General features: G+C 60.6%; 24 protein-coding genes. 13 read left to right on the top strand and 11 right to left on the bottom strand.

Annotated features, from left to right (window positions below; translation table 11 throughout):
- Nucleotides 1–75: 75 nt before the first annotated feature.
- Nucleotides 76–780, top strand: a complete 705-nt coding sequence (locus tag ACR0A2_RS07435; RefSeq protein ID WP_480834609.1) for a lysophospholipid acyltransferase family protein — start codon at nt 76–78, stop codon at nt 778–780.
- Here the strand turns inward: ACR0A2_RS07435 and ACR0A2_RS07430 are convergent.
- The 5 genes from ACR0A2_RS07430 to ACR0A2_RS07410 form a co-directional block, all read right to left on the bottom strand.
- Nucleotides 777–1,022, bottom strand: a complete 246-nt coding sequence (locus ACR0A2_RS07430; RefSeq protein WP_152458904.1) for a MoaD/ThiS family protein — start codon at nt 1,020–1,022, stop codon at nt 777–779. The genes ACR0A2_RS07435 and ACR0A2_RS07430 overlap by 4 nt on opposite strands.
- The gene (locus ACR0A2_RS07425) at nt 1,015–3,270 is read right to left on the bottom strand and encodes a xanthine dehydrogenase family protein molybdopterin-binding subunit (RefSeq protein WP_480834608.1); all 2,256 of its coding nucleotides are present in this window, start codon (nt 3,268–3,270) and stop codon (nt 1,015–1,017) included. The genes ACR0A2_RS07430 and ACR0A2_RS07425 overlap by 8 nt, the downstream gene beginning before the upstream one ends.
- On the bottom strand, nt 3,270–3,749 hold the full coding sequence (locus tag ACR0A2_RS07420) for a (2Fe-2S)-binding protein (protein WP_152458906.1): 480 nt from the start codon (nt 3,747–3,749) through the stop codon (nt 3,270–3,272). The genes ACR0A2_RS07425 and ACR0A2_RS07420 overlap by 1 nt, the downstream gene beginning before the upstream one ends.
- Entirely contained in the window at nt 3,746–4,612 is an 867-nt protein-coding gene (locus ACR0A2_RS07415) for an FAD binding domain-containing protein (protein WP_480834607.1), read from the bottom strand. The genes ACR0A2_RS07420 and ACR0A2_RS07415 overlap by 4 nt, the downstream gene beginning before the upstream one ends.
- 125 nt (nt 4,613–4,737) lie before the next feature.
- Nucleotides 4,738–7,950, bottom strand: coding sequence for a reductive dehalogenase (locus tag ACR0A2_RS07410; protein ID WP_480834606.1), 3,213 nt, complete (start codon nt 7,948–7,950; stop codon nt 4,738–4,740).
- Nucleotides 7,951–8,025: 75 nt separating this feature from the next.
- On the opposite strand from ACR0A2_RS07410, the gene ACR0A2_RS07405 reads away from it, so the two are divergent.
- Nucleotides 8,026–8,928, top strand: a complete 903-nt coding sequence (locus ACR0A2_RS07405; protein ID WP_480834605.1) for a LysR family transcriptional regulator — start codon at nt 8,026–8,028, stop codon at nt 8,926–8,928.
- On the opposite strand, the gene ACR0A2_RS07400 is transcribed toward ACR0A2_RS07405, so the two are convergent.
- Complete coding sequence (locus ACR0A2_RS07400) at nt 8,919–9,770, bottom strand: LysR substrate-binding domain-containing protein (RefSeq protein WP_480834604.1); 852 nt, start codon at nt 9,768–9,770, stop codon at nt 8,919–8,921. The two genes, ACR0A2_RS07405 and ACR0A2_RS07400, sit on opposite strands and share 10 nt — an antisense overlap.
- Nucleotides 9,771–9,873: 103 nt before the next feature.
- Between ACR0A2_RS07400 and ACR0A2_RS07395 the strand changes: the two genes are divergently transcribed.
- Nucleotides 9,874–10,575, top strand: coding sequence for an SDR family oxidoreductase (locus tag ACR0A2_RS07395; RefSeq protein WP_480834603.1), 702 nt, complete (start codon nt 9,874–9,876; stop codon nt 10,573–10,575).
- A gap of 2 nt (nt 10,576–10,577) precedes the next feature.
- On the opposite strand, the gene ACR0A2_RS07390 is transcribed toward ACR0A2_RS07395, so the two are convergent.
- From ACR0A2_RS07390 to ACR0A2_RS07380, 3 genes are all read right to left on the bottom strand, one after another.
- Nucleotides 10,578–11,849, bottom strand: coding sequence for an NAD(P)/FAD-dependent oxidoreductase (locus ACR0A2_RS07390; RefSeq protein WP_480834602.1), 1,272 nt, complete (start codon nt 11,847–11,849; stop codon nt 10,578–10,580).
- A 137-nt stretch (nt 11,850–11,986) separates the two neighbouring features.
- On the bottom strand, nt 11,987–13,144 hold the full coding sequence (locus ACR0A2_RS07385) for an acyl-CoA dehydrogenase family protein (RefSeq protein ID WP_480834601.1): 1,158 nt from the start codon (nt 13,142–13,144) through the stop codon (nt 11,987–11,989).
- Between the two features lie 141 nt (nt 13,145–13,285).
- Complete coding sequence (locus ACR0A2_RS07380) at nt 13,286–13,849, bottom strand: TetR/AcrR family transcriptional regulator (RefSeq protein ID WP_152458914.1); 564 nt, start codon at nt 13,847–13,849, stop codon at nt 13,286–13,288.
- 292 nt (nt 13,850–14,141) lie between these two features.
- Between ACR0A2_RS07380 and ACR0A2_RS07375 the strand changes: the two genes are divergently transcribed.
- The 3 genes from ACR0A2_RS07375 to ACR0A2_RS07365 are packed head-to-tail and all read left to right on the top strand — an operon-like array spanning nt 14,142 to nt 15,451.
- Nucleotides 14,142–14,606, top strand: a complete 465-nt coding sequence (locus tag ACR0A2_RS07375; protein ID WP_480446009.1) for a nuclear transport factor 2 family protein — start codon at nt 14,142–14,144, stop codon at nt 14,604–14,606.
- Between the two features lie 12 nt (nt 14,607–14,618).
- Nucleotides 14,619–15,239: a pyridoxamine 5'-phosphate oxidase family protein gene (locus ACR0A2_RS07370; RefSeq protein ID WP_171118650.1), complete on the top strand. Its 621-nt coding sequence runs from the start codon at nt 14,619–14,621 to the stop codon at nt 15,237–15,239.
- 50 nt (nt 15,240–15,289) lie between these two features.
- Nucleotides 15,290–15,451: a hypothetical protein gene (locus tag ACR0A2_RS07365; protein ID WP_162896721.1), complete on the top strand. Its 162-nt coding sequence runs from the start codon at nt 15,290–15,292 to the stop codon at nt 15,449–15,451.
- A 176-nt stretch (nt 15,452–15,627) separates the two neighbouring features.
- Here the strand turns inward: ACR0A2_RS07365 and ACR0A2_RS07360 are convergent, their stop codons facing one another.
- Nucleotides 15,628–16,323 carry a THxN family PEP-CTERM protein gene (locus tag ACR0A2_RS07360; RefSeq protein ID WP_171363876.1) on the bottom strand — a complete coding sequence of 232 codons (696 nt, stop codon included), beginning with the start codon at nt 16,321–16,323 and terminating at the stop codon, nt 15,628–15,630.
- Nucleotides 16,324–16,576: 253 nt separating this feature from the next.
- Nucleotides 16,577–17,239: a TetR/AcrR family transcriptional regulator gene (locus tag ACR0A2_RS07355; protein ID WP_480446010.1), complete on the bottom strand. Its 663-nt coding sequence runs from the start codon at nt 17,237–17,239 to the stop codon at nt 16,577–16,579.
- A gap of 65 nt (nt 17,240–17,304) precedes the next feature.
- Here ACR0A2_RS07355 and ACR0A2_RS07350 point away from each other — a divergent pair, with 65 nt between their 5' ends.
- The 7 genes from ACR0A2_RS07350 to ACR0A2_RS07320 all read left to right on the top strand — a co-directional run bounded on the left by ACR0A2_RS07350 (nt 17,305) and on the right by ACR0A2_RS07320 (nt 25,116).
- The gene (locus ACR0A2_RS07350; protein WP_480834600.1) at nt 17,305–18,621 is read left to right on the top strand and encodes a flavin-containing monooxygenase; all 1,317 of its coding nucleotides are present in this window, start codon (nt 17,305–17,307) and stop codon (nt 18,619–18,621) included.
- Complete coding sequence (locus ACR0A2_RS07345; RefSeq protein WP_480834599.1) at nt 18,618–19,520, top strand: bile acid:sodium symporter family protein; 903 nt, start codon at nt 18,618–18,620, stop codon at nt 19,518–19,520. The genes ACR0A2_RS07350 and ACR0A2_RS07345 overlap by 4 nt, the downstream gene beginning before the upstream one ends.
- Nucleotides 19,517–20,449: an SDR family oxidoreductase gene (locus tag ACR0A2_RS07340; protein ID WP_480834598.1), complete on the top strand. Its 933-nt coding sequence runs from the start codon at nt 19,517–19,519 to the stop codon at nt 20,447–20,449. Before ACR0A2_RS07345 ends, ACR0A2_RS07340 begins: the two co-directional genes overlap by 4 nt.
- Complete coding sequence (locus ACR0A2_RS07335) at nt 20,446–21,210, top strand: SDR family NAD(P)-dependent oxidoreductase (protein WP_480834597.1); 765 nt, start codon at nt 20,446–20,448, stop codon at nt 21,208–21,210. Before ACR0A2_RS07340 ends, ACR0A2_RS07335 begins: the two co-directional genes overlap by 4 nt.
- A 78-nt stretch (nt 21,211–21,288) precedes the next feature.
- Complete coding sequence (locus tag ACR0A2_RS07330; protein WP_480834596.1) at nt 21,289–23,757, top strand: heavy metal translocating P-type ATPase; 2,469 nt, start codon at nt 21,289–21,291, stop codon at nt 23,755–23,757.
- On the top strand, nt 23,754–24,143 hold the full coding sequence (cueR, locus tag ACR0A2_RS07325; RefSeq protein ID WP_171118663.1) for a Cu(I)-responsive transcriptional regulator: 390 nt from the start codon (nt 23,754–23,756) through the stop codon (nt 24,141–24,143). Before ACR0A2_RS07330 ends, cueR begins: the two co-directional genes overlap by 4 nt.
- A gap of 100 nt (nt 24,144–24,243) precedes the next feature.
- Nucleotides 24,244–25,116 (top strand): NAD(P)-dependent oxidoreductase, encoded by an 873-nt coding sequence (locus tag ACR0A2_RS07320; protein WP_171232840.1) that lies wholly within the window; start codon nt 24,244–24,246, stop codon nt 25,114–25,116.
- Nucleotides 25,117–25,196 lie beyond the last annotated feature (80 nt).

Below are 25,196 nucleotides of genomic sequence, written 5' to 3'. Positions count from 1 at the left end.
ATCTGAGCCGACAAACAAGTTGCGCAAAATGTGCAGTGCGCTAAGACAAGGTCCGGTCAGCAAAAGGAACCCCGTGTGAACCTCCGCAAGAAGATCGCAGACAGCGAAGCCGTGCTGAACTGGGTGGCCCGCCGGATCGCCACTTACATTCGATTGGTCAACCGCAACACACGCTGGCAGCGCATCGGATACGAAGAACTGGATCAGCTGGTCGAACAAGGTGAACCTGTCATCGTTGTGCTTTGGCACCAACGGTTGGCGCAGTCGCCCTATTTCTTCCCGCTGGACAAGGGGCGCATCTGTTCGATCACCTCCTCTGCCCGGGCGGGCAGCATGGTGGGGCGCGTACAAAAGCTGTTTGGCATGGACACGATCGCCATGGCCAGCAAGACACGCCACGTCGCCTTGTCACGTCAGGTTCTGGGCAAGATGAAGCAGGGTATCTCTATTGGGATCGCGGCAGACGGACCGCGCGGGCCGGAACGGGTTCTGTCGACGGTTCCGCTGGTATGGGCGCGCACATCGGGCAAGCGCGTATTCGGTATCACCTTTTCCACGAAACATGGTCGCGAAGCGGGAACCTGGGATCACCTTCTGATGCCCCGCCCCTGGCGAAATGAAGGCGTGTTTCTGTGCCGGGAATGGACTGAAACGGTGCCCCGCAAGGCCAGCGAAGAGGAAATCGAGACCCTGCGCCTGAGCCTGGAGCGGCACATGAACGACATCACGGCAGAAGCTGACCGGATGGTCGGGCGCGAGCCCTGGTCACCTGACGCCTAACCGCCCCTGAGACGTTGCATCAGATAGACCTCGCTGCCTTCGGGAATCGGCTCGGTAAGCCCGGTGGCAATGACGCGCCCGTCGATCGCGATGGAGACCCCCGCATCAATGGGGGCCTGCAACTGCGGGTGGGCCCGGACCAGAGCCCGCAAAAGCTCTCCGGTGGTTTTGGCCTCGACCTCAACCACTTGCTGGCCCCCGGTCAGTGACCGGAGGCCGGACCAGAGGTGGACCTCAACCATTTTCCTTCAGGGCCGCCAGAATGCGCGGCGGAGACATCGGCAGTTGCTTCATCCGAACACCCGCCGCATTGGACACCGCATTGGCGATGGCGGCCAGGGGCGGCACGATGCCCGTCTCGCCCACGCCGCGCACCCCGAACGGGTGGCCGGGGTTGGGCACTTCGACGATCACCGTGTCAATCATCGGCAGGTCGCTGGCGACGGGAATCCGGTAGTCAAGAAAGATCGAGTTCTGCAACCGGCCATCTTCGCCATAGATGTATTCCTCGTTCAGTGCCCAGCCGATGCCCTGTGCGGCGCCACCCTGAAACTGCCCTTCCACATAGGTCGGGTGGATCGCCTTTCCGGCGTCCTGAATGACCGTGTACCGGGTGATCGATGTCTTGCCGGTTTCCGGATCGACCTCGGCATCGACGATATGGGTACCAAAGGATACGCCCGCGCCTTCGGGGGTTGCTTCGAAATGGCCCGAAATCGGACCTCCGGTCGATCCCATATCCGCCGTGATGTCGGCCAGAGGCATCGGGTCGAAATCCCCTGCATTGGGCCCCGAGGGCACCGCGCAGCCGTCTTCCCATTTCACCGCATCGACCGGGATGCCCCACTTGGCCGCCGCACGTTCGCACAGTTTCTCGACCGCGTGTCTTGCGGCCTTGATCGTCGCGAGGCCCGACGCGTAGGTCACGCGCGAACCATGGCTCACGTCGTTGTAACCCAGCGTCGCCGTGTCGGCGATGGTCACGCGGATGTTTTCATACGGAATGCCCAGAACCTCGGCCGCCATAAGGGCCATGGATGCGCGCGACCCGCCGATGTCGGGTGTTCCGACCATCAACTGCGCCGAACCATCCTCGGACAGTGCCAGTGAAACACTGGTCTCGCCCCCGTGGTTGAACCAGAAACCGCAGGAAACCCCGCGCCCCTGCCCGGGCTTCAGCGGGGCCGAGTAATGAGGATGCGCTTTGGCAGCCTCAAGGGTTTCGACCAGACCGATGCGTTCGTAGGTCGGGCCATAGCTGGCCTTCGTGCCTTCATGCGCGGCATTTTTCAGACGCACATCAATAGGATCGAGGCCCAGCTTGTTGCAGAGCTCATCAATGACGGATTCAACGGCGAAGGCGCCCATGGGTGCACCCGGCGCGCGGTAGGCGGCCTGTTTCGGACGGTTCGACATCACGTCGTAACCGATCTGCTTGACGTTGGTCAGGTTGTAGGGCGCAAAGGCACACATGGCCGTCATATCGCCCGGGGCGCCGGGGAAGGCCCCGCCTTGCAGGCGGAAGACACCCTGCGCCGCCGTGATCGTGCCGTCTTTCTTCATGCCGATCTTCACGTCCATTGACGCCGAAGAGGTCGGCCCGGTGGCTCGAAAAACCTCGGACCTGGTCATCACGATCTTGACCGGACGGTTGGCCTTGCGGCTAAGCGCCAGCGCGACAGGTTCGATGAAGACCGTGGTCTTGCCTCCAAAACCGCCGCCGATTTCAGATGCCGTGACGCGCAGCTGAGAGGTTTCGATTCCCAGCAGCGCCGCACAGGTTTTCTGCGCGATCCAGTGGCCCTGAGTTGTGCACCACAGCTCACCCTTGCCGTCATTGCCCAGCATGCCCAGACAGGCATGCGGTTCGATGTACCCCTGATGGGTCGCCTCGGTCACAAAGCTGTCTTCGATGACCAGATCGGCCTCGGCAAACCCAGCCTCGACATCGCCGTGCCCGCTTTCGTGATAACGCACGACGTTCGGGTGCATCCTTTCCGGCACCGAATAATCCGCAGCACCTTCCCGGATCACCGGCGCATCCGGGGCCATCGCTTTGTCCACGTCGGTGACGTGCGGCAGCACCTCGTATTCGACCTCGATCAGTTTCAGCGCGTCACGTGCCGCCAAGGCAGATGTGGCCGCCACCGCAGCAACCGCGTGCCCGTCATAGAGCGCCTTTTCCCCCGCCATGACGTTTTCCAGCACATTCCAGAATTCACCTTCGAGCCCGGGCTTGAATGGGACATCGGCGAAATCGGCACGGGTCACGACGGCTTTGACGTCCTTCGATGCCTCGGCTTTCGAGGTATCAATCCTGACGATCCGGGCATGGGCATGGGGTGAGCGCAGAATCGCGCCGTGCAACATGCCGGGGGCCGAGATATCCGCACCGAACTTGGCCCGGCCCGTCACCTTGTCCAGACCGTCAGGGCGATCGGGGCGGGTGCCAACGAAGGTGAAATCAGTTTTGCGATCGTCCAGAGCCATTATGACGCCTCCCGCATCTCAGCGGCCGTGTCCATCACGGCGCGAATGATCTTGTCATAGCCGGTGCAGCGGCACAGGTTGCCCGCCAGCCAATAGCGCGTTTCTTCCTCGGTCGGATTGGGGTTCTTCTCCAACAGCGACTTCGCCGCCACCAGAATGCCCGGGGTACAGATGCCGCATTGAAGCGCGGCATATTCGATCATCTTCTTCTGCAACGGGTGCAGGATGTCACCATCCGCAATCCCTTCGACGGTCTCGATCTGCTTGCCTTCGGCCTCGACACCCAGCATCAGGCACGAGCACACAAGGCGGCCATCGACGGTGACCGAACACGCGCCGCAATCGCCGGTGCCGCAGCCCTCTTTGGCGCCGGTCAGGTTCAGCTTGTCGCGCAGACAGTCCAGCAGGGTTTCCCGCGGGTCGCACAGGTATTCGACTGCGTCCCCGTTCACGGTGGTGGATACGTGGAGCTTGCTCATGCGTTTTCTCCCTTCGCGCGGGCATAGGCGATCTTTGCGGCACGCTTGGCCAGAACGCCAGCGACTTCGGTACGGAATGCGATCGTACCTCGTTTGTCATCGATCGGATTGCAGGCGGCCGACGCGGCCGCGGCCAGTGCGTCAAGTGCGGCATCGTCCAAAGTACTGCCGATGATCGCTTTGGCACAGTCTTCAACCAACAGAACGGTCGGTGCCACGGCACCCAGCGACACGCGCGCCTCGGTGATGACGTCACCATCCAGACGGAGGTTCACACCAACGCCCACCACTGCAATGTCCATTTCGGTACGGGGGATGAAACGCAGATAGGCGTCGCCCCCATTCTCGCCTCGGGCAGGGATGTTGACGGCCGAGATCAACTCGCCCTTCGCCAGCGAGGTCTTGCCGGGCCCGGTCGGGATGTCCTCGACCGCAACGTCACGCGTGCCATCGGGGCCGGTTACGGTGACGGTCACGCCTGCGGCCACCATGGCGGGCACGGAATCAGCCGCAGGAGAGCCATTGCACAGATTGCCCGTCAACGTCGCGCGGCCCTGAATCTGAGTTGAACCGATCAGGTCCATCGCCTCGACCACACCGGGCCAGTCGCGACCAAGCTCGGGGTGCTCGCTCATCTCGGCGCCGGTGACGGCCACGCCGATCGTCCAACTGCCGTCGGCATTGCGGTTGATGTCACGCACGCCGTCGATCTTCTTGATGTCGATCAGCGTATCGGGCGTCACCAGTTCCGAGCGCAGTTGTACCAATACATCCGTACCGCCCGCCAGAAAACGTGTGATGCCCGTCGCGTTCGCGGCCAGAGCCGAAGCTTCGGCAAAGCTGGCGGGGCTGTGATAATCCATGAAGCTACCTCGTACCTGTTGGTCAGGAATATCTGGGTTCGCGGCGACGTTAATTCACCCCTCGTCCGGCGTCCATGGGCCGAGCGACCAAAATTCAACTTCCAAATGTCGCTTTTGGACAGGGTTCAGAGATCGATCTCGATCACACCATCAGGTTCCGCCGCGCGGCTTTGGCACAGGATCATGGCGCCTTCGCGCTGTTTGCGGGACAAAACGAAATCCCGATGCTCGACCTCGCCCGAAATGACACCGCATTTACAGACACCGCAGATGCCGTCAGCGCATTTCACATCCACATGAAAACCGGATTCGTTCAGAACTTGCGCCGCGTCCTTGTCCGCGGGCACGGGCAGTGTCCGGCCCGAACGCGCAAGCTTGAGCTCAAACGCGTGGTTTTCATATTCAGGCGTTTCAGGAACCGAGAAGTATTCCAGATGACGTGCCTCTTCGGGAAAGCCCTGCTTCTCGGCCGCCTGAATCACGCCGTCCATGTAACGATCCGGCCCGCAGGTATAGACATGCCATCCATCTTGGTAACCGGACAGAATCACATTCAGGTCAGCGCGGGTGCCTTCATCCGAGAAATGGTAATGTATTCGATCCGCCCAGGGCATGGAGGCCAGATCATCCAGATACCCCGCCCCGCCCCGTGTGCTGGCCGAATAGTGCAATTCGAACTCGCGGCCCAGCGCATGCAGGCGATGGGCAAATGCGATCATCGGGGTGATTCCGATGCCGCCGCCCATGAGGAATGTTCTGGTTGCCGTTTCATCCAATTCAAAGTGGTTGATCGGTTTGGACACGAAAACCTTTCGGCCCTCGGTGAAGATGCGATGCAACAGCGCGGACCCGCCACGCCCGTCATCCTCGCGCAGCACGCCGATCTGATATTTCGTACGATCCGACGGGTCGCCCGACATGGAATATTGCCGCAGAAATTCCGGCGCGACCAGGACGTCCAGATGTGCGCCCGCTGTCCATCCCGGCAGGGGCGCACCGTCCAGCGATGCAAATTCGTATTTCGTGACATCCGCCGTCATCTTTTCAACCTTGGTCACGGCGACCCGCATCACAGGTGCATCACCGGCGATCTGATAGCGATGGATGATCGACATGTCCCCGCTTGCCTTGCGGGCCTCGTACTCGTCGGCCGTCACCATGGCCTCATAGGCTGCAATCCCGGCCTCTCGGTCCATTGCAAAGGGATAGGGCCAGGGGTGCGGAGCCAGATAAGCAGGATAGACGGCCAGGGTCTGATCCTCGTATTTCAGGTCCAGATCCTTTTGCAGATCGCGCCGGTTCAACGGGTGCGTCGTGGGGCGATAGGCGCCGTCGGGCTGCAACTCGATATCCCACCACCATTTCTTGATGTCGTTCAGCCCGCCATTGCCGACCGCATCGTCCAGCCTGGCCAGCGCGGGCGCGGCGGCGGGGATGTTCATCGCAGCCCACCGGAAGGGGCGCTCGGCGAAGAGACCTTCGAGGTTCCACGGGCAGGTCTTCATGCAGCGCCCGCACATCGCACCGCCCGGGGTCGTCACACGGTACGTGGCGCATTTCTGACTGTCGGATTTCCAGATTTCATAACCGTTGAACATCAGCTTCGGTCCCGCGGTGATCGCGCCCGAGGGACATTCGCGGGCGCATTTGTTGCAGGATGCGCAAAAGGTTTGCAGGCCGAAATCGATGGGTTTGTCATGCGCCATCGGCATGTCGGTCGTCACCACGCCTGATTTCAGGCGCGGGCCCAGATAGGGGTTCAGGATCACTTCTCCGATCCGGCTGACCTCGCCCAAACCGGACAGCAACAAAAGCGGCGGTTGCAGCACCTCGCCATCCATCACCGTATGCGCCTTGGCCTTGTAGCCCAGGTTGCGGATCTGCTGGGCAATCACTCCGCCCAGCAGCGAAAAGCGCAGATAGGCACGCATGGATTGGGCGACGCTGATCCAGTCGTCACCGCTGGCACCTTCCATCGTTTCATAGCCCTGATCGATGATCATGCTGATGGCCTGATCATGAGGCGGCACGATTTCTTCGCCCGTGGCGTCATGAGAATACCACGCCCATTCCGGGCAGCGGCTGAGGCCCACCGCATCGACCCCGAGGAAATAGGTCGCCGCCTTGATGTTCGCCGCATTGCGCTCGGCATCGGTGTATCCGGCGACCTCGGCGCTTTCACCATCCTGCAACAGAACGAATGCACCCAGCGCGCGACGCTGGGCAAAGCTGGGCGCGGCCTTGCGCACGTAGTACCCGCCTTTCGCGGCGTCTTGCAATGACTTGCCCATGTCGCCGAACTGGGCGCGGGCGAACATGTCGGCGCGCTTGGGAACGCGGGCAACATTTTCTTCGTCGATATAGGTTGTCGGAGCCTCGACCCGTTTGAGCTTTTCGAAGGGATGGGCCCCGTCCACATAGCGTCGTTTGGCATATGGGTCACGGTTGAGGGCGTTCTTGGCAAATTCCGTGCCCAGCCACCATGCCGGACCTTGGGTTCGAAACCACGACTGTTGCGCCATGGGCCTCAGCGGCCGGTCATGCGCGATGGGCATCTCGGTCGTCACTGCTGCAAGGCCAAACCGGGTGCCCAGCCAAGGCGCAACCAGCTGGTCGCCCTCGACCGAGGCCAGACCGGCAGCCAAGGCCAGCTTGCCCAGATCAACTTCGGTCGACATCACGCTGTGCGCGCGGGCGTCAAAACCCAGTAGTCGGATATAGTTGGCAATGACTACGGCATTCTCGGTTGCCAGCAGGCAGGAACGATGATCCTGCGCGTCGATGATCCAGTCCGCACCGGGTTCGGAAGGGTCAGGGTCGCGATTGTGTTCATAAAGAAAGACGATGGCGTGACGGTGGTCGTCAATCGGCTTGGGCGCGGCCTCCATACTGTCTTTCAGATCGGCCATGATGAGATCGATCCCAGAGGCCAGCGTTTTGGTCTGGCGCGTGCGCAGCGCGTGGGCAAGCCGGTCGATATCGGGGTTGCGGCGTGGTTCGTCCAGCAGTGCATCCGACGGCAACGGCCCGCAGCCTATCATCGATGCGTCGTTGAAATACCCAAATGCCTTCAGATGGTTGGCGCGCTCCTGCGGATCTGAGGGGATCTCGGATGCAATCGGGTTCACCAACCCGTCGCGGATCGCGTCCAGCATCGCCTGAAACTCGCCCATGGCGTTGACGATGCTGTCGGGCCGTTCCGTCCTGTGGAAGCTCAGTTCGCCCATGGCGGGCACGCGCGACAAATCCGGCATGGTCTCTTGTCGGGTCAAACGCTCCAACGGGTATCGCCCCATGTGAACGGGCCGGTTCTTGTCCGAGAAAAAGCGGATTCCCATTATGCGCCTCCTGTTGCCACTCATCCCCTACCCCGTCATGGACAGCGAAACCATTCATGCCTAATCATAAGTGGTATGAAGAAAATCGATTTCACTGATCTCGACGGCAGGGTTCTGCGCACCTTTCTGACCATTCTCGAGGAAAGCTCGGTTTCGAAAGCTGCGGATCGGCTGGGCGTCACGCAATCGGCCATCAGCCACACGCTGGCCAAGCTCCGACTGGTACTGGGCGACCCGTTGTTTGTCCGGTCCGGTCAGGGCCTGACCCCGACCGAGCGCGCCTTGTCCCTGAAGGAGCCCGCACAAAAGGTGCTGGACGGAATGCGGGCGCTGACCGAAGGGCGGCCGTTCGATCCGCAGTCCGAACAGATCAGGATCCGCATCGCCACCAATGACATGCCACGCGAGTTGATCTTTCCGCAGCTGCTTCGAGAAACACGTGCCGAAGGCGCAGGTCTGCGGCTGGAATTCATTCCTTCAGGCGTGCCGGACCCCGAGCTGCTGCGCAGTGACAGATGCCAGTTGATGCTGACCCCGTTGCCACCGGATGGGCCGGATATCTTTCAAAAACGCCTGATGACCAGCCCGCTGATGCTGTTCTATGACGCCACACAGCGCACACCGCCGGACAGTTGGGACGCCTATTGCAACTGCGATCATGTCGAGGTTCGCTTTGCCGATGGCCGCAATGCCCGTGCCGTCATGCGTGGCGTCGATCAAAGCCAGATCAGACCAGCGGTGGTGACCCTGCCGCATTTCAACGCCATCCCGGCCTTCATACTGGGCAGCGACCTGATCTCGACCGACACGGCGCTGATGAAACAGGGCCCGCTGGCCATGCTGGATTGCGCGCTACTGCCGTTCGAATGCGCGCCGGTGTCGATCTACATGGTCTGGCACCAAAGATCGGCCAATGACCCGGCACATCGCTGGTTGCGGGCCCGGATCGAGGCGATCGCCGCGTCTCTTCAGACCTGAGACAACAGCCAGTCTCGCGTGATTCTGACCAGTTGCGGCTGGCGCGGCTTGCGGGGCGCAACCACGTAAAACCCCAGATCTGCAACCAGGACATCCGCAAGCGGCTGAACAAGACGGCCCGAGGCCACCTCGGGCACGACAAGAGGCGCATTGGCCAGTGCTATCCCCTGCCCCGAAACTGCGGCATCGATCGCAAGACTGGTCTGGCTGAAGCTCATCATTCTGGGCTTTCCGCTCACCCCCACCCGTTCAAGGAACAAGGGCCACAATCCGTGGGTATCGTTCAGCAATACCTGCTTCATCAAGTCAGAAGGGGTGCTGATTCCGCCCGCAACAGAAGGGCTGCATACCGGGATGAATTCGGTCGAGAACAAAGGCACCGCCTCCAGTTCCGCCGCAAACGGCGCCCGACCCTGCCTGACTGCAAGATCGACGCCATCCGAACTGAAATCCGCCAGACGCTCGCGCGCATCCACCTGAACCGAGATGTCCGGATACAGGTCCGTGAAGCCCGACAAACGCGGCACCAACCATTTCGAGGCAAAGCTGGGCGTGACCGACAATGTGATCCGCCGGTCCTGGGACAGGTCGGCCACAGCCTCTTCGATCAACCTGAAAGCACGCCTCAGGGGCGCGTGAAACCGCCGCCCGGCATCCGTCAGGCGCAACCCGCGCGGCAGGCGGTCGAACAGAACCTCGTTCAATCGCGCCTCAAGCCCGCGCACCTGCTGCGCCACGGCGCCCTGCGTCACGCCCAGCTCTTCGGCGGCCAGTCGAAAGTTCAAATGACGGGCCGAAGCCTCGAAAGCGCGCAAGGCGTTTAGGGGTGGAAGGGCGGTCATGCAGTTATCCTGTAGATTTTCTACAGAATAGAGGCAGCAGAACTGATTGGTCAAACCACTGTCCGACGGCCATCTTGGGATCAACTGAAAACGGAGATGTCAAATGGAAAAAGTAGCACTTATCACGGCGGGCGGCAGCGGCATGGGGGCGGATTCCGCCCGGAGGCTGGCGGCGGACGGTTTCAAGGTCGGCATTCTGTCCTCCTCGGGCAAAGGGGAAGCTTTGGCAAAAGAGCTGGGCGGCGTCGGCATTACCGGCTCGAACCAGTCCACCGAGGATTTGCAGAAACTTGTCGATGCCGCCATGGCCCATTGGGGGCGAATTGACGTTCTGGTCAATTCTGCCGGTCACGGCCCCCGCGCCCCGATCCTTGAACTGACGGATGAGGATTGGCACACCGGCATGGATGTCTATTTCCTGAACGCGGTGCGGCCAACCCGGCTTGTAACCCCGATCATGCAGACGCAGGGGGGAGGCTCGATCATCAACATCTCGACCTTTGCCGCGTTCGAGCCGGATCCGGTTTTCCCGACGTCGGGCGTGTTCCGCGCCGGGCTGGCCGCCTTCACCAAGCTGTACTCGGACAAATATGCCGCCGCGAATATCCGCATGAACAACGTTCTTCCGGGCTTCATTGACAGCCTGCCCGAGAAAGAAGAATTCCGCAGCCGCATTCCGATGGGTCGTTATGGGCGCAGCTACGACGAGATCGCTTCGGTCGTCGCTCTGCTCGCCTCGGAGGGCGGCGGTTACATCACCGGACAGAATATCCGGGTGGACGGCGGTATCACCCGGTCTGTCTGAGCTTAGAACCGCGCCTTTACAAGATGCGTCAGCGCCGCGCCGGATTCAAAAAAGGCGCGGCGCACGCGCGTCCAGTTTTCGCGGTGTTCCGACACGGCGGGAACCGGCAGAAGCGAGGGATCACCGGCCAGAGTGCTTTCGGCCATCATGCGGCCGAACACCGTGCCCGGGCCGATGCCGCGACCGGAATACCCGTGTGCGGCCAAAGCGTTGGGGCCGATCTGCGTGATCTTTGGAATATGATCCGATGTCATTGCGATCCGCCCGTGCCACCCGTGTTCCAACGACTGGTCGGCCAATTGCGGATAGAGCTCGGCCAGCTTGCGCCGGACCCAACCGGAATGTGCAACCCGGCCGACATGTCCCAGATCCCCCATGCCGCCAACGATCATCCGACCCGCCTGATCCAGCCGGAATGACGTCATGATCAGCCCGGTATCCCAGCACCCTTCTTTCCTTGGCAGGATACTGGCGCGCAAATTGTCGGTCAGCGGGGCTGTGGCGTACTGGAAATAGTAGACCGGCACATAAGCAGGCGCGGTATTCGGCAGCGCAACATGATAGGCATTCGTCGCCTGAATGACCGATCTTGCCCGAACCGTCCCACCCGGTGTCACCAGAACCCAGTGCCCGCCCTCATATGTCATGGTCTGCACGGGGCTTTGCGTGTGTATCCGCGCCCCGGCCTGTGACGCCGCGCGCGCCAAACCCACCGCATAGGCCAAAGGCTGAATGGTTCCTGCCCGTGGATCGAACAAGGCACCGTGAAAGGCCTGGCTGCCGGTGCGTTCACCCGCCTGGTCCGCCGACAACAGCTCAACCGGCGCTCCGGTTTCGCTCAACTGCGCATGACGCGTATGCAGGTCCTTCAAACCCGACGCGGAATGAGCGCAATGCAGGGTTCCGTTGCGCACGGGCTCACACGCAATGCCATATTCATCGATCAAGGCAAACACATCCGACGGCGCCTTGGCCAGCAAGTCGATCAAACGGTTCCCCGGTTCAGTACCGATATGCGCACGGATGTCGTCCGGCGGCAGCCACAGCCCCGCATTGACCAGACCGACATTGCGCCCCGAACCGCCAACCCCGACCTCCTGCGCCTCGAGCAGGCAGACCGACGCGCCGGCGCGGGCTGCGGTCAACGCCGCTGAACAGCCGGTGTAGCCACCTCCGATGACAGCCAGATCAACCGCGGCGTCAGCGGTCAGGGGCGGTGCGGTGACTGTCTCGGTGCAAGTGGTCTGCCAAAGGGATTGTTCGGGATCGTTCACGTCGGACCTCTGAGTCTTGTCGGCGGATCATCATACCGACACCCCCCCTTTGCAAGCGGCCTTTTGACCCGTGCTGCGACAACGAAACAGGCCCGGCAGGAATGATGACGACGGGCGGGAGGGCCCGCGTGGTGGGCTCAGACGTCGAGCGATCGCGCGATCAGCTCTTTCATGACCTCGTTGGTGCCGCCATAGATCATCTGCACCCTGGCATCCGCGTAAAGACGCGCAATCGGGTATTCCATCATGAACCCGTAGCCGCCGAACAGTTGCAGGCATTCATGCATGATCTCGTTCTGCACCTCGGATCCCCAGTATTTGGCCATCGAAGCAGTTGCCGCGTCCAACTCGCCTGCTTCCAGTTTCCCGATACAATCATTGATGAAACTGCGCAGAACCTCGGCCTTGGTCTTGCATTCCGCCAGTTTGAACCGGGTATTCTGAAAATCCATCACCCGCTGCCCGAAGGCTTTGCGTTCCTGCACGTATTTCACGGTTTCGCCGATGGCGAAATCGATCGCGCCCAGCGCCATGATCGCGATATTCAGCCGTTCCCAAGGCAGCTGTTTCATCAGCTGATAGAATCCCTGCCCTTCCTCGGGGCCCAACAGGTTTGTCATCGGCACTTTGACATCTTCGAAAAACAGTTCGGCAGTGTCATTGCCCTTCATGCCCAGTTTCTTGAGGTTCCGCCCCCGGCGAAAACCTTCACACCCGTCGGTTTCCACCACGATCAACGAAACGCCGCGTGCGCCAGCGGTCTTGTCGGTCTTGGCGGCCACGATGATCAGATCCGCAGTCTGTCCGTTCGTGATGAAGATTTTGGACCCGTTCAACCGGTAGGAGTTGCCGTCCTTCTCGGCCGTCGTCCGCACCGCCTGTACGTCCGAACCGGTGCTGGGTTCGGTCATTGCCAGCGCGCCGACCAATTCACCCGACGCCAGTTTGGGCAACCACTTCTTCTTCTGATCTTCGCTGCCATAAGCGGTGAGATAGTGGGTCACGATGGATTGAATGCCATAGCCCCAACCCGCATCACCCCGCGCGCCCTGTTCGTAGGCCGTGATGGCGTCAAAACCAATGCCGCCGCCGACACCGCCATATTCTTCGGGGATCGCACCCGCCATCAGCCCGGTTTCGCCGGCCTTGCGCCAGAAATCGCGATCCACAACGCCGTTTTCAACCCAGGTTTCGATATTGGGTGACAGTTCGTCATCCATGAACCGACCCGCCATATCCGCGAACATGCGGTGTTCATCAGTGACCCATGCCGCAGTCGAAGTGAAAAGTGACATTGTACGCCCTCCAATCGGTCTTTCCGAAAAGGCTAGCGCCGTGTTCGGTTCACGCCAATCCTTGTGACGCGGCGTCCCTTTGAGGAACAACGCAACGTTCCTCGAGCTGCGATGTCAGAGGATACCTTTTAACTGGCGGGGTTAAGCCAGTGCTTTGGCCAAAAGGTGCTTGGCCGCATCCTTGGCGTCTTCCGCCGGATCGCAGTTCTTGAGCAGGACGGCGGAAACGATGGCTCCTTCCTGCAACAACACGATCTGACTCGCGAGCTTCCGAGGATCATGCGCGCCGGCCTGTTGCGCTATGGCCGCGAAGTGTTCCAGCAAAAGCTGTTTGTGTTCGGCGGCCTGTTCATGGATCGGGTGATCCTTGTCCTGATACTCGGCCCCGGCCTTGATGAACATGCAGCCCCGGAACCCGTCCTCTTCGAACCACTCTTTCAGGGCATCAAAACTGACGATGATCTGATCGGCCGGTGTCTCCGCCATCTCGTCGATGCGCTGAAAGAACCAGTTGCGAAAGTTCTCATCCCGCAAGCGCAGCGCGGCGATGATCAGGTCTTCCTTGGTGCGGAAATGCTTGTACATCGACGTCTTGGACACGCCTGTTTCCACAACCAGCTTGTCCATGCCGGTTGCGTGAAACCCGTCGCGGTAAAAGACCTTCAGGGCCTTGCTGACCAACTCATCCCGTTTGTTTGGGCGCATGATTCGGCTCCATGGTGTACCGTTCTGTACATATTACCATGGAGCGTGAAGTACAATGACCTCAGGCCAAAGCATTGTTTTGAAATAGTTTCACCAGGCGCCTTGTCTCACCATGAAATTTCCACTTGAAAAAGTTTACAGATCGGTACACTTTATCTGTAAGTTAACTGATCTGTACACCCGAGGATTTGACCGATGAAACGTCGCGCCAGCATTTTTCCACCTCAGTACGTCCCCTTCCTTCTGACCATGGCTCTTCTTGCCGCCTCCCTCACCTGAAAGCCTTTGCGGAATGTCCAGACCCCCCTTGCCCCCCTTCACGTTGGAAACTGCCGCTCAAAAAGTGCGCGCGGCGGAAGATGCCTGGAACAGTCGCGATCCCGACCGCGTGACGCCCGCCTATACGGATGACAGTCAATGGCGGAATCGGGCTGAATTCCTGTCCGGCCACGCCGACATCCACGCCTTTCTGACCCGCAAATGGCGGAAGGAACTGGATTATCGTCTGATCAAGGAACTGTGGGCCTTTGCCGGAAATCGCATTGCCGTACGCTATGCCTATGAATGGCGCGACGACAGCGGTCAGTGGTTCCGATCCTATGGCAATGAAAACTGGGAATACGCCGATGACGGGCGCATGTCACATCGCCATGCCTCGCTCAACGATCTTCCGATAGCCGAAGATGACAGGCTGTTCCATTGGCCCTTGGGCGAACGCCCTCATGACCACCCCGGGTTGTCCGAATTGGGTCTTTGAAAGGATTTTCCAATGCCCCGCGCTTTTTCCGAACTGACCTTCACACCCGCTGTCCGCGCCCATCAAGAAAGGATGGGATCGGCCAGAACCTATGCCAAGTTCATTGCAGGTGGCCCGCGGCAAGGCCATCTGATCGGAGACCCCGAGAAAGAGTTCATTCAGGCGCGGGACGGGTTCTATCAATCCACAGTGTCCGAGACCGGCTGGCCCTATGTGCAGTATCGGGGCGGGCCGACAGGATTTCTGAAGGTACTTGGCCCTCAGACCATCGGATATGCGGATTTTTCGGGCAATAAACAGTATATCTCGCGCGGGAATCTGGACGGCAATGATCGTATTGCAATGATCCTGATGGATTACGCCAACCGACGCCGCCTCAAGATCCTTGGGCGCGTAGAGTTCACGGAAGGCGAAACAGCGGCCGCCACCCTTTACCCGGAAGAGGCCGAGGGACCGGCCGAACGGGCCGTGATCATCCGCGTCGAGGCATTGGACTGGAACTGCCCAAGCCACATCACGCCGCGCTTCACCGAAGCAGAGTTGCGCCCTCATCTGAACAGGCTGGGGCAGCAGTTGGCAGAGTTGCAGGCGGAAAACCAAAGGCTGAAACAGCAATTGGCAAAGTCAGGTTGACGTTTCAGCCCTCACAGAATTTACGGATTTCAAGAGAAGGGAGCGTCGCAATGGTTCGCTCGGTCTTTCACCTCTCGGCGGCTTGCCTTGCCGGTACTGCCCTGATCATTCTGATCATCATGTTCGGTTTTTTCGTCTCGCCCAGCGCCGTACGAACGTCGCCGCCATCGGTATTCAGCAAGATTTTGTTCGAACATTTGCAGCAAGAATGATGACCGAGCGTCACTGCGGCAGGAACCCGGCAAGCGCGCTTGTCGTTTCAAGCCAATGCCATCAACTCGGGCTCATGGGGCGCTTAGGCTGAAAGGCTGAAGAACCTGGCCAAAAAGCGGCCCGGTTCCAGGTCTGCTCTCACCACCAAGAATGGTGAGAGCATAAATAAGCCAGATCAGGCCGTGCTGCGCTTTTTCCGGCGCCCCATCACAAACAAACCGCTGATGCCGCCAAGAAGCAGCCAGCCAGCTGCGGGCAGCGGCACGGGGGCTACCGTGTATTCCCCATACAGCGTTGCGACGTTTTGCATGTTTTCCGTTGTGCTGAAGCCGTTCGAAATGGTGCTGCCGCCGTCCTGAGAGAAACCGAGGACCGAGAACACATAATTCTGTCCACGAAAATTAAAGCTCTGAGAGCCCAAATTGTTGGTAATGGTCACGATGTCATCACAAGGGGTAGAGTCCGCCGGACAGTTCGCTGGGCGATTCAATGTCTCGTTATGCGTCAGGGCAAACGACGAAGACACCAAAGGGCCACCGCTGATCAATATGTCAACAAGAAGGTCGACGGAGCTTAGGGTTGTTCCCGTGATCGGGAAATTCAGATGCGAGAACTGACCCAGAGCAAAAGCAGTTCCAGGCATCAGACCTGAAATTGGCGTGCCAGTTGGCGTGAAATCGTAACCACTCGAGCTGCTGCCACTTCCCCAGCGAAGAGAAATCGTAGAACCAGAGGTGCTTTCAGTAACGCCGGAACTTGGATTTACGTTTTGCCAAGAGGGCGAGATGCTGGAAATGGTCAGCGCCGACGCACCGCTTGCAGTCATCACACCTGCAACAGCGATCGCAGCTATGTTTCGTATGAATGTCATGTGCCCACCTTACGTATGAATACTCGTTACAAACCACCCTGGAAAAGAGTAGCACAACAGAATCATATTTCTAGCTCACGCGCCACATTGACGCCACGTTTTTACCTCAATCAAGGCGAATGACGCCGCAAAGAGCGCCGAAAAGGACACAATCATCTGGCCTGCGCCAATTGTCCAACTTTTGGAAACAGATACTTCGGATACAAGGCGCCATCTGAACGATTGAACACGCAACCGGGCGCCGAGTGAGGGCTCATTTGCGACCGGATCGGACCATTGCTTCGATACCGGCGGCGCAAAAGTCCACCAGACGGTCCATGCCTGATACGTCACCGCCCTGCGACAGGGCTTTGACCCGCCATCCACTGTTGAGATGGGCCAGCATCGCCGAGACCGAATAAACCTGGCCACTTGCCAAAACCGCAGGATCGACATCCGGGTAAAGCGTGGCGATCTCGGTGATGAACAGCTGGGCGGTAGGGTCGAAACACTCCGCTGCGATATCGCGCCACCTGGGGTCAACCGATACGTGGGCCACCAACCGCCCATATGCCATCCACCCGGGCCCACCCGTTTCTGCCAGGTCCACATAGGGTCGGATAAAGCTGTCCAGAATGCTGTGAAGCGTCAGCGGAGCGGCGGCCTTGGCCCTGTTCAACGCGTCGATCCGAAGCTGCGCCAGCGCGTCCGCGCGCCGCGCCACGGTTTTGTAAAACAACTCCTCCTTGCCACCACCATGATGGTGCACAAGACCAATCTGAACCCCCGCCAAGGCCGCGATATCCCGGATCGACGCACCCTCGAATCCCCGTTCGGCAAAGACGGTTTCAGCCGCATCCATGATCCGTGCCTTGGTTTCAAGCGATCGCTTGGACGGTGCTCTTTGCCTTGGTTTTTCTATGTTTTTTGGACTCATGAATTTCATCTTGCCTTATTTTGGTCGTTCGTTCAAGTTAAGCATCGCGAACGTCGGGAGGGTTCATGACACAGACACGCAACGCATTCGCCCTGATCGGGGCGGGGCCGATGGGTTTGGCCGCAGCCAAGGTGCTCAAGGAACAGGGCATCGCCTTTCAGGGGTTCGAATTGCATTCGGATGTGGGCGGTCTGTGGGATATCGATGCCCCCAGATCAACCATGTATGAATCGGCGCATCTGATCTCTTCCAAACGCATGACCGAGTTCGAGGATTTCCCGATGGACGAGGCGGTGGCCGAGTACCCCTCGCACCGGGCGATGCGCGACTATTTCCGGGCCTTTGCCGATCGTTTCGGCCTGCGCAAGAGTTACAATTTCAATGCAGAAGTCACCCGGATCACTCCGCTGGGCAAATCCGGCGACGGTTGGCGTGTTGCATGGCGGGACGCCGAAGGTGAGCATCAGGCTGAATTCGCAGGGGTTCTGATTGCAAACGGCACCTTGTCGGAACCGAATATGCCCAGCTTTCCCGGCACGTTTGACGGCGAGTTGATCCATGCCTCGCAATATCGGTACCCCAGTCAGTTCGACGGCAAGCGCGTGTTGGTCGTGGGCGCGGGCAATTCCGGCTGTGACATTGCGGTTGACGCAATCCATCACGCAGAACGCTGCGACCTGTCGATGCGCCGCGGCTATTACTTCGTGCCGAAATACGTTTTCGGCAAACCGGCCGACACGCTGGGCGGCAAAATCCGCCTGCCGATGTGGCTGAAACGCAAGGTGGACAGCCTCATCCTCAGTTGGTTTGTCGGTGATCCTCAGAAATACGGCTTTCCCAAGCCCGATTACCAGCTGTACGAAAGCCACCCGGTGGTCAATTCGCTGGTCCTGTATCACGCAGGCCATGGCGACCTGCGCATTCGCCCCGATATCGACCGCCTGGAAGGCAAAACCGTGCATTTCAAGGACGGCACGCGCGCAGAATATGACATGATTCTCGCCGCGACCGGATACAAGCTGCACTATCCGTTCATCGACCGGGCCCTGCTGAACTGGCAGGGCGATGCCCCACATCTGTACCTGAACGCGATGCACCCCGAACGGGACGATCTTTTTGTGCTGGGCATGGTCGAGGCCACGGGTCTGGGCTGGCAGGGCAGGCACGAGCAGGCCGAAATGGTGGCGCGCTATATCAAAGGTCTTCAGAAGGGCTGCCCGGTGGCGGCCGATCTGAAAGCCGAAAAGCAAAAAGACTATACGCGCGCCACCGGAGGCATGAGCTATATCGATCTGCCGCGAATGGCTTACTACGTGGACAAGGCCACCTACAGAAAGGCTGTCACCGGGTGGATCGAGCGGCTGCGGAAAGCCGCCGTATGAGTGGTATCGACGAAATTACGCTGAATTTCAGCCCGGCCTCTCTGACGCTGTTGAATGCGATACTGGCGATCGTGATGTTCTCGATTGCGATCGATCTGACGCCAAGGGATTTTGATCGCCTCAGACGCGCGCCGAAGCCAGTGATCGTCGGGCTGGTATCCCAATTCCTGGTCCTGCCGGCGCTGACTTTTGCGCTTGTGTGGGTGACGGCTCCGCGACCGTCAATTGCGCTTGGGCTGATCCTTGTCGCAGCCTGTCCGGGGGGCAATATCTCGAACTTCATTACGCACCGCGCCGGTGGCAATGCGGCGCTGTCGGTGTCGATGACCGCCTTTGCCACCATCGGCGCGATTTTCATGACGCCCTTCAACATTGCGCTTTGGGGCGGGCTGTATCCGCCGACACGCGCGATCCTGCAACAGACCCAGATTGACCCGGTGCAAATCGCAATCCTTGTCGGGTTGATGCTGATCCTGCCTCTGGTCCTGGGCATTGCTCTGAACCAGCGCCGCCCGGCCCTGACCACACGGTTGCGCGCGCCGCTGCAATACCTGTCGATGGGTATTTTTACGGCTTTCATCTTACTTGCCCTGGGCGCGAACTGGGGGTTCTTCCTCAGCTTTGCCGGGGCTGTTGCCGGGCTTGTGATCCTTCACAATGCCCTGGCGCTGGGGGGCGGTTGGGTTGTGGCCACTCTGACCCGGCTGTCCCCTTTCGATCGCCGTGCCATCACCATCGAAACCGGCATTCAGAATTCCGGTCTTGGGCTGGTGCTGATCTTTGCCTTTTTCCACGGGCTGGGCGGCATGGCCGTCGTGGCCGCGTTCTGGGGCATCTGGCACGCGATCTCGGGGATTGCCCTGGCGTCGGTCATGGCCCGAACCGAGGCCGCGCGATGAGCCGTATCCTGATCACGGGCGCCGCCGGTATGGTCGGGCAGGCACTGTTGCCCGAACTCGAGGGGCACGATGTTTTTGCAACGGATATCAAACGCCCCAACAGCATGCCGGAAAACGTCCACTATCTGCCCATGGATGTGACGACCGACGCGCCCGCCCGTGTAATCTGTAAAGTGAAGCCTGAAGTCATTGTGCATCTGGCCTCCATCGTGACGCCACCGCCCAAAATGGAACGGGCGGCGGCATATGCGGTTGATGTCGAAGGCACCCGCAAGGTGGTGAACGCGGCCCTTGCCAACGGAGTACGTAGATTGGTGGTCACATCCTCGGGTGCGGCCTACGGCTATCACCCGGACAACCCCGTGCCCCTGCGCGAGGGTGATCCGCTGCGTGGCAACCCAGAGTTCCCGTATTCCGATCACAAGAGGCAGGTCGAAGAGATGCTGGCCGAGGTTCGCAAAACCGCTCCCGATCTGGAACAGGTCGTGCTGCGCGTGGGCACGGTTCTGGGGGCCGGGTCCGAAAACCAGATCACCGCCCTGTTTCACAAACCCCGCCTGCTGGCCGTGGTCGGCAGCGAAAGCCCATTTGTGTTCATTTGGACGCATGATCTGGCACGCATTTTGAGGCGCGCGGCAACCGACGGGCCGGATGGCGTTTACAACGTCGCCGGGGACGGCGCGATGGGCGTGACCGATCTGGCCCGCGCCATGGGGAAACCGGTTCTGCGCCTGCCCGCTTGGGCGCTGAAATCGGCTTTGGCCGCTGCGCGCCCGCTGGGTCTGTCCCGTTATGGGCCGGAACAGGTGCGATTTCTGCAATATCGACCGGTTCTGGACAACACCGCCCTGAAATCCGACTTCGGGTACACGCCGAAAAAAACCAGCGCCCAGGTATTCGCACTCTGGCAAAAGCAGGCGGGGCTATGAAGACGGCTGTCATATCCGGCGGGGCGGGCGGTTTGGGGCGGGCCCTCAGCCATTCACTGCAAAGTCGCGGGTGGCGGGTGGTGCTGCTGGATCTCGATATTTCAGATCTGGACACCGGGCCGAACCAGTTGCCTGTTGGCTGCGATCTGACGGATCCCGACCAGCTTGCCAGAGCAACCCAAAAGGTGATCGCGACCAGCGAAAGTATCGATTTGGTCATCTACAACGCCGGCGTCACGCAAATCCGGGGCTTTGAAAAGTCCGACGCGGCCAGCCACCGAACTCTGTTTGACATCAACTATTTTGCGGCCGTTGAAATGGCCCGCGCGTTTTTGCACCCGGTTCGGGCGTCAAAGGGGACACATCTGGCCATCTCATCGGTGGCCGGGTTTGCACCGCTTTATCATCGAACGGCCTATGCTGCCTCGAAACACGCGCTGGAGGGGTTCTTCAAATCGCTGCGCTCGGAAGAAGCCCCTCATGGCGTTGAGGTTCTGATCGCTGCGCCGTCCTTTGTGGCCACCAACCCCGGCAACGCGCAAGAGCAGGCGGATGGCACAGCGCGGCCCGGATCGGCGAAGGACGGGATGGACGAGATGAGCCCCGAGGCCGCCGCCGAAACGATCCTGCGGGGGCTGGACAAATCGCAGCCCATGATCCCGGTTGGCCGCGTGGCGCGCCTGTCCTGGTGGCTCAACCGTCTGTCACCGCGCCTCTATCAGCGCATGATGGAACGAAACATGCGCGGCTCGGGGTTTTAAAAAACTGCCCCAGGCCCTTGACCTTCCCGTCACTGGAACCCCCATCTGGTGAGCAAGAAAACTTCATGGGCGAGTCGCATGGCGCAAAAAGCACTGACAGAGCTGAAAATCACGGGCATGGGATGCGCATCCTGCGTGGGACGCGTTGAAGAGGCGCTGTGTGATGTGCCCGGGGTTGAAACGGCCTCGGTCAACTTTGCCACCAAGTCCGCACAGGTGGCTTTCAACGGGCCGGTTTCGGCGCTGACCAAGGCATTGGACGCGGCAGGGTATCCGGCCGAGACCAGCCGGGCGGATCTGATCATTGAAGGTATGAACTGCGCCTCGTGCGTGGCCAAGATCGAGCGCGCGCTGGCGGCCAGCCCCGGTGTGATCGAAGCGCAGGTCAATCTGGCGACACAAACTGCCGCGGTGACTTACGCTGCGGGGACAACGATGCCACAGGCGCTGGCACAGGTGGTCACCGACACCGGATACACGGCGCGGCTTCAAGCCGCTTCGACACCCGAAGACCGCGCAGACACTGAAGCAGCAGGGCTGACCCGGGCCACTTTGCTGGCGGCCGCTCTTGCCCTGCCCGTGTTCATACTTGAGATGGGCGGGCACATGATCCCCGCCTTCCACCATTGGGTACACGCCACCATCGGTACGCAGACCAGCCAGTTGATTCAGTTCGCCCTGACAACGGCCCTGCTGCTGGGACCCGGTCGCGTGTTCTATCACAAGGGCATCCCGTCGTTGCTGAGGGGCACGCCGGATATGAACGCGCTGGTCGCGCTGGGAACCGGTGCGGCCTATCTGTATTCGGTCGTGGCCACATTTGCCCCCGGCGCGTTACCGATCGGAACTGCCAACGTCTATTACGAGGCGGCGGCTGTGATTGTCGTTCTGATCCTTCTGGGCCGGCTGATGGAGGCGCGCGCCAAGGGCAAAACCGGGGCCGCGATCCGTAAATTGGCCGGCCTTCAACCCAAAAGCGCGCGGGTCGAAATCGATGGCCGGATAGAAGACCGCCCTATCGCCGAGATTGCGGTGGGCGACATCCTGCACATCCGCCCGGGCGAACGTGTGCCGGTGGATGCCGAAGTGCTCGAGGGCACCTCTTACGTCGATGAAAGCATGATCACGGGCGAGCCGATACCGGTTGGAAAATCAGCCGGCGCGGCTGTTGTCGGAGGAACCGTGAATGGCACCGGCGCCTTGCGGGTTCGGGCGACGCGCGTGGGGGGCGACACGGTGCTGGCCCAGGTCGTTCGCATGGTGCAGCAGGCGCAGGGGGCCAAGCTGCCGATCCAGGGCCTGGTCGATCGGATTACATATCGCTTTGTCCCGGCGGTCATCCTGGTCGCCGTGATCACCGTCGCGGCCTGGCTGATCTTCGGCCCAAGCCCCGCCCTGCCGCTGGCGCTTGTCGCCGGGGTTTCGGTGCTGATCATAGCCTGCCCCTGCGCCATGGGTCTGGCCACTCCGACCTCGATCATGGTCGGCACCGGGCGCGCGGCCGAACTGGGGGTGCTGTTCCGCAAGGGCGATGCCTTGCAGCAGCTTCAGCAGGCACGCATCATCGCGCTGGACAAGACCGGGACCCTGACACTGGGCCGCCCGGAACTGGACAATGTTCTGACGGCGTCCGGGTTTGACAGGGATGAGGTCGTGCGGCTGGCCGCCGCCCTCGAGGCTCGGTCGGAACACCCGATAGCTTCGGCGATCACCCGGGCCGGGCCTGCGACGCTGCCACAGGCGACGGACGTCCTGTCGCTTACCGGGCTTGGCATGCAGGGGCTGGTTGAAGGCCGAAACGTGTTGATCGGGTCGCACCGGCTTATGCAACAATGCGGGATCGACCTTGGCCCCCTGGCAAGCGAGGCAGAGGCCCGCGCCGCCGAAGGGGCTACACCATTGTTCGTCGCATTGGATGGGCAGGCCGCAGCCACGTTGTCTGTGTCCGACCCGGTCAAACCCGGCACCGAAGAGGCGCTGGAGCGGCTCCACCAAATGGGTCTGACCGTGGCCATGGTCACCGGAGACAACGCGCGCACCGCGCAGGCCTTGGCTGATCGGCTGGGGATTGATCACGTCACCGCCGAAGTGCTGCCCGACGGCAAGGTGGATGCGATCACCGCCTTGCGGGACCAGTTCGGAACGCTGGCTTTCGTCGGCGACGGCATAAATGACGCCCCGGCGCTGGCAACGGCTGAAATAGGCATCGCCATCGGGACGGGCACCGATGTGGCCATCGAAACGGCTGATGTCGTTCTGATGTCCGGCGATCTGCGCGGGGTTGCAAATGCAACCGAGATCAGCCGCAGAACGATGCGGAACATACGCCAGAACCTGGGATGGGCATTCGGTTACAATGTCCTGCTGATCCCGGTCGCCGCTGGTGCGCTGTACCCGTTCGGAGGCCATCTGTTGTCTCCGGCACTGGCGGCGGGCGCGATGGCGCTTTCGAGCGTCTTTGTCGTCTCGAACGCGCTGCGTCTGCGTCGCGTTCAAGCCAGCGTGCCGGAAACCCCGATCCCGCCCGCCAAGGAGGTGCACGCATGAATATCGGAGATGTGTCCGCCCGCACCGGCCTGCCTGCAAAGACGATCCGGTACTATGAAGACATCGACCTGATCAAACCGCTGCGCGACGACAACGGCTATCGCCGATTTCGCGATCAGGATGTGCACAAGCTGAACTTTCTGGGCCGGGCCCGGGCTCTGGGATTCACCATCGGGGATTGCCGGACATTGCTGGCGCTTTACGAGGATGAAACCCGCGCCAGTGCAGATGTGAAACAGGTCGCGCGGGATCATCTGGCGCAGATCGAAGCCAAGATCGCCGACCTGAACGCGATGCGCGAGACGCTGAGCCACCTGATCGACGCCTGCGCCGGGGATGACAGGCCGGATTGCCCGATCCTGCAGGATCTGGGCGGGAAGGGCTGACTTGGGGTTGCCCTTTGGGCGCAGCTTTGCTTTGTCTTCGCAAACACTTCGGCCAGGCACGCACCGCTGAAGCCGACCGAACAGCGGAGAGGATCACAAAATGGCAAAAGTCGCGTTCCTTGGCTTGGGCGTCATGGGCTATCCCATGGCTGGGCATCTTCACGCCGCAGGTCATGACGTCACCGTCTACAACCGCACAGCTGCCAAGGCCGAAGCCTGGGTAAAGCAGCATGGCGGATCGATGGCGGCCACCCCGAAAGACGCGGCTGAAGGCGCCGAATTTGTGATGGCCTGCGTCGGCAATGACGACGATCTGTGCATGGTTTGCACGGGCGAGGACGGCGCATTTCGCGGCATGTCCAACGGGGCTGTTTTCGTCGACCACACCACGGTTTCTGCAAAAGTCACACGGGAATTGTACGCTGCCGGCCAATCACAGGGTATCGCCTTCGTGGACGCGCCGATCTCGGGCGGCCAGGCAGGCGCCGAAAACGGTGTTCTGTCAATCATGTGCGGCGGAGATCAGGCGGCGTATGATGCGGCTGAACCGGTGATGCAGGTCTATGCTAAGATCTGCCGCCGGATCGGGGACAGCGGCGCGGGCCAGATGACCAAGATGTGCAACCAGATCGCCATCGCAGGGTTGGTTCAGGGCCTGAGCGAAGCATTGCACTTCGCCGAGAAGGCCGGGCTGGACGGAAGGGCCGTGGTCGAGGTGATCAGCCAGGGCGCGGCGGGCAGTTGGCAGATGGCAAACCGGTATGAGACCATGCTGGATGATCAGTTCGAACATGGCTTTGCCGTCGACTGGATGCGCAAGGATCTGGGTATCTGTCTGGATACCGCCAATGAAACCGGTGCGTCCCTGCCCGTCACCGCTCTGGTCGATCAGTTTTACAAGGATGTTCAGAAACTGGGTGGTGGCCGCTGGGACACCTCGTCGTTGATCAAGCGCCTGCGGGCCATGGGGTAACGCGGGGGGCTGTCTGCCCCCCATCGCGCCAAGGCGCGATTCCCCCCGGGGATATTTTTGGCCAGATGAAGAGGGCTCCG

Source organism: Ruegeria sp. H8, from assembly GCF_056532905.1.
The sequence above is the reverse complement of the archived record's forward strand: the minus strand, read 5'-3'. Positions and strand labels throughout refer to the sequence as shown.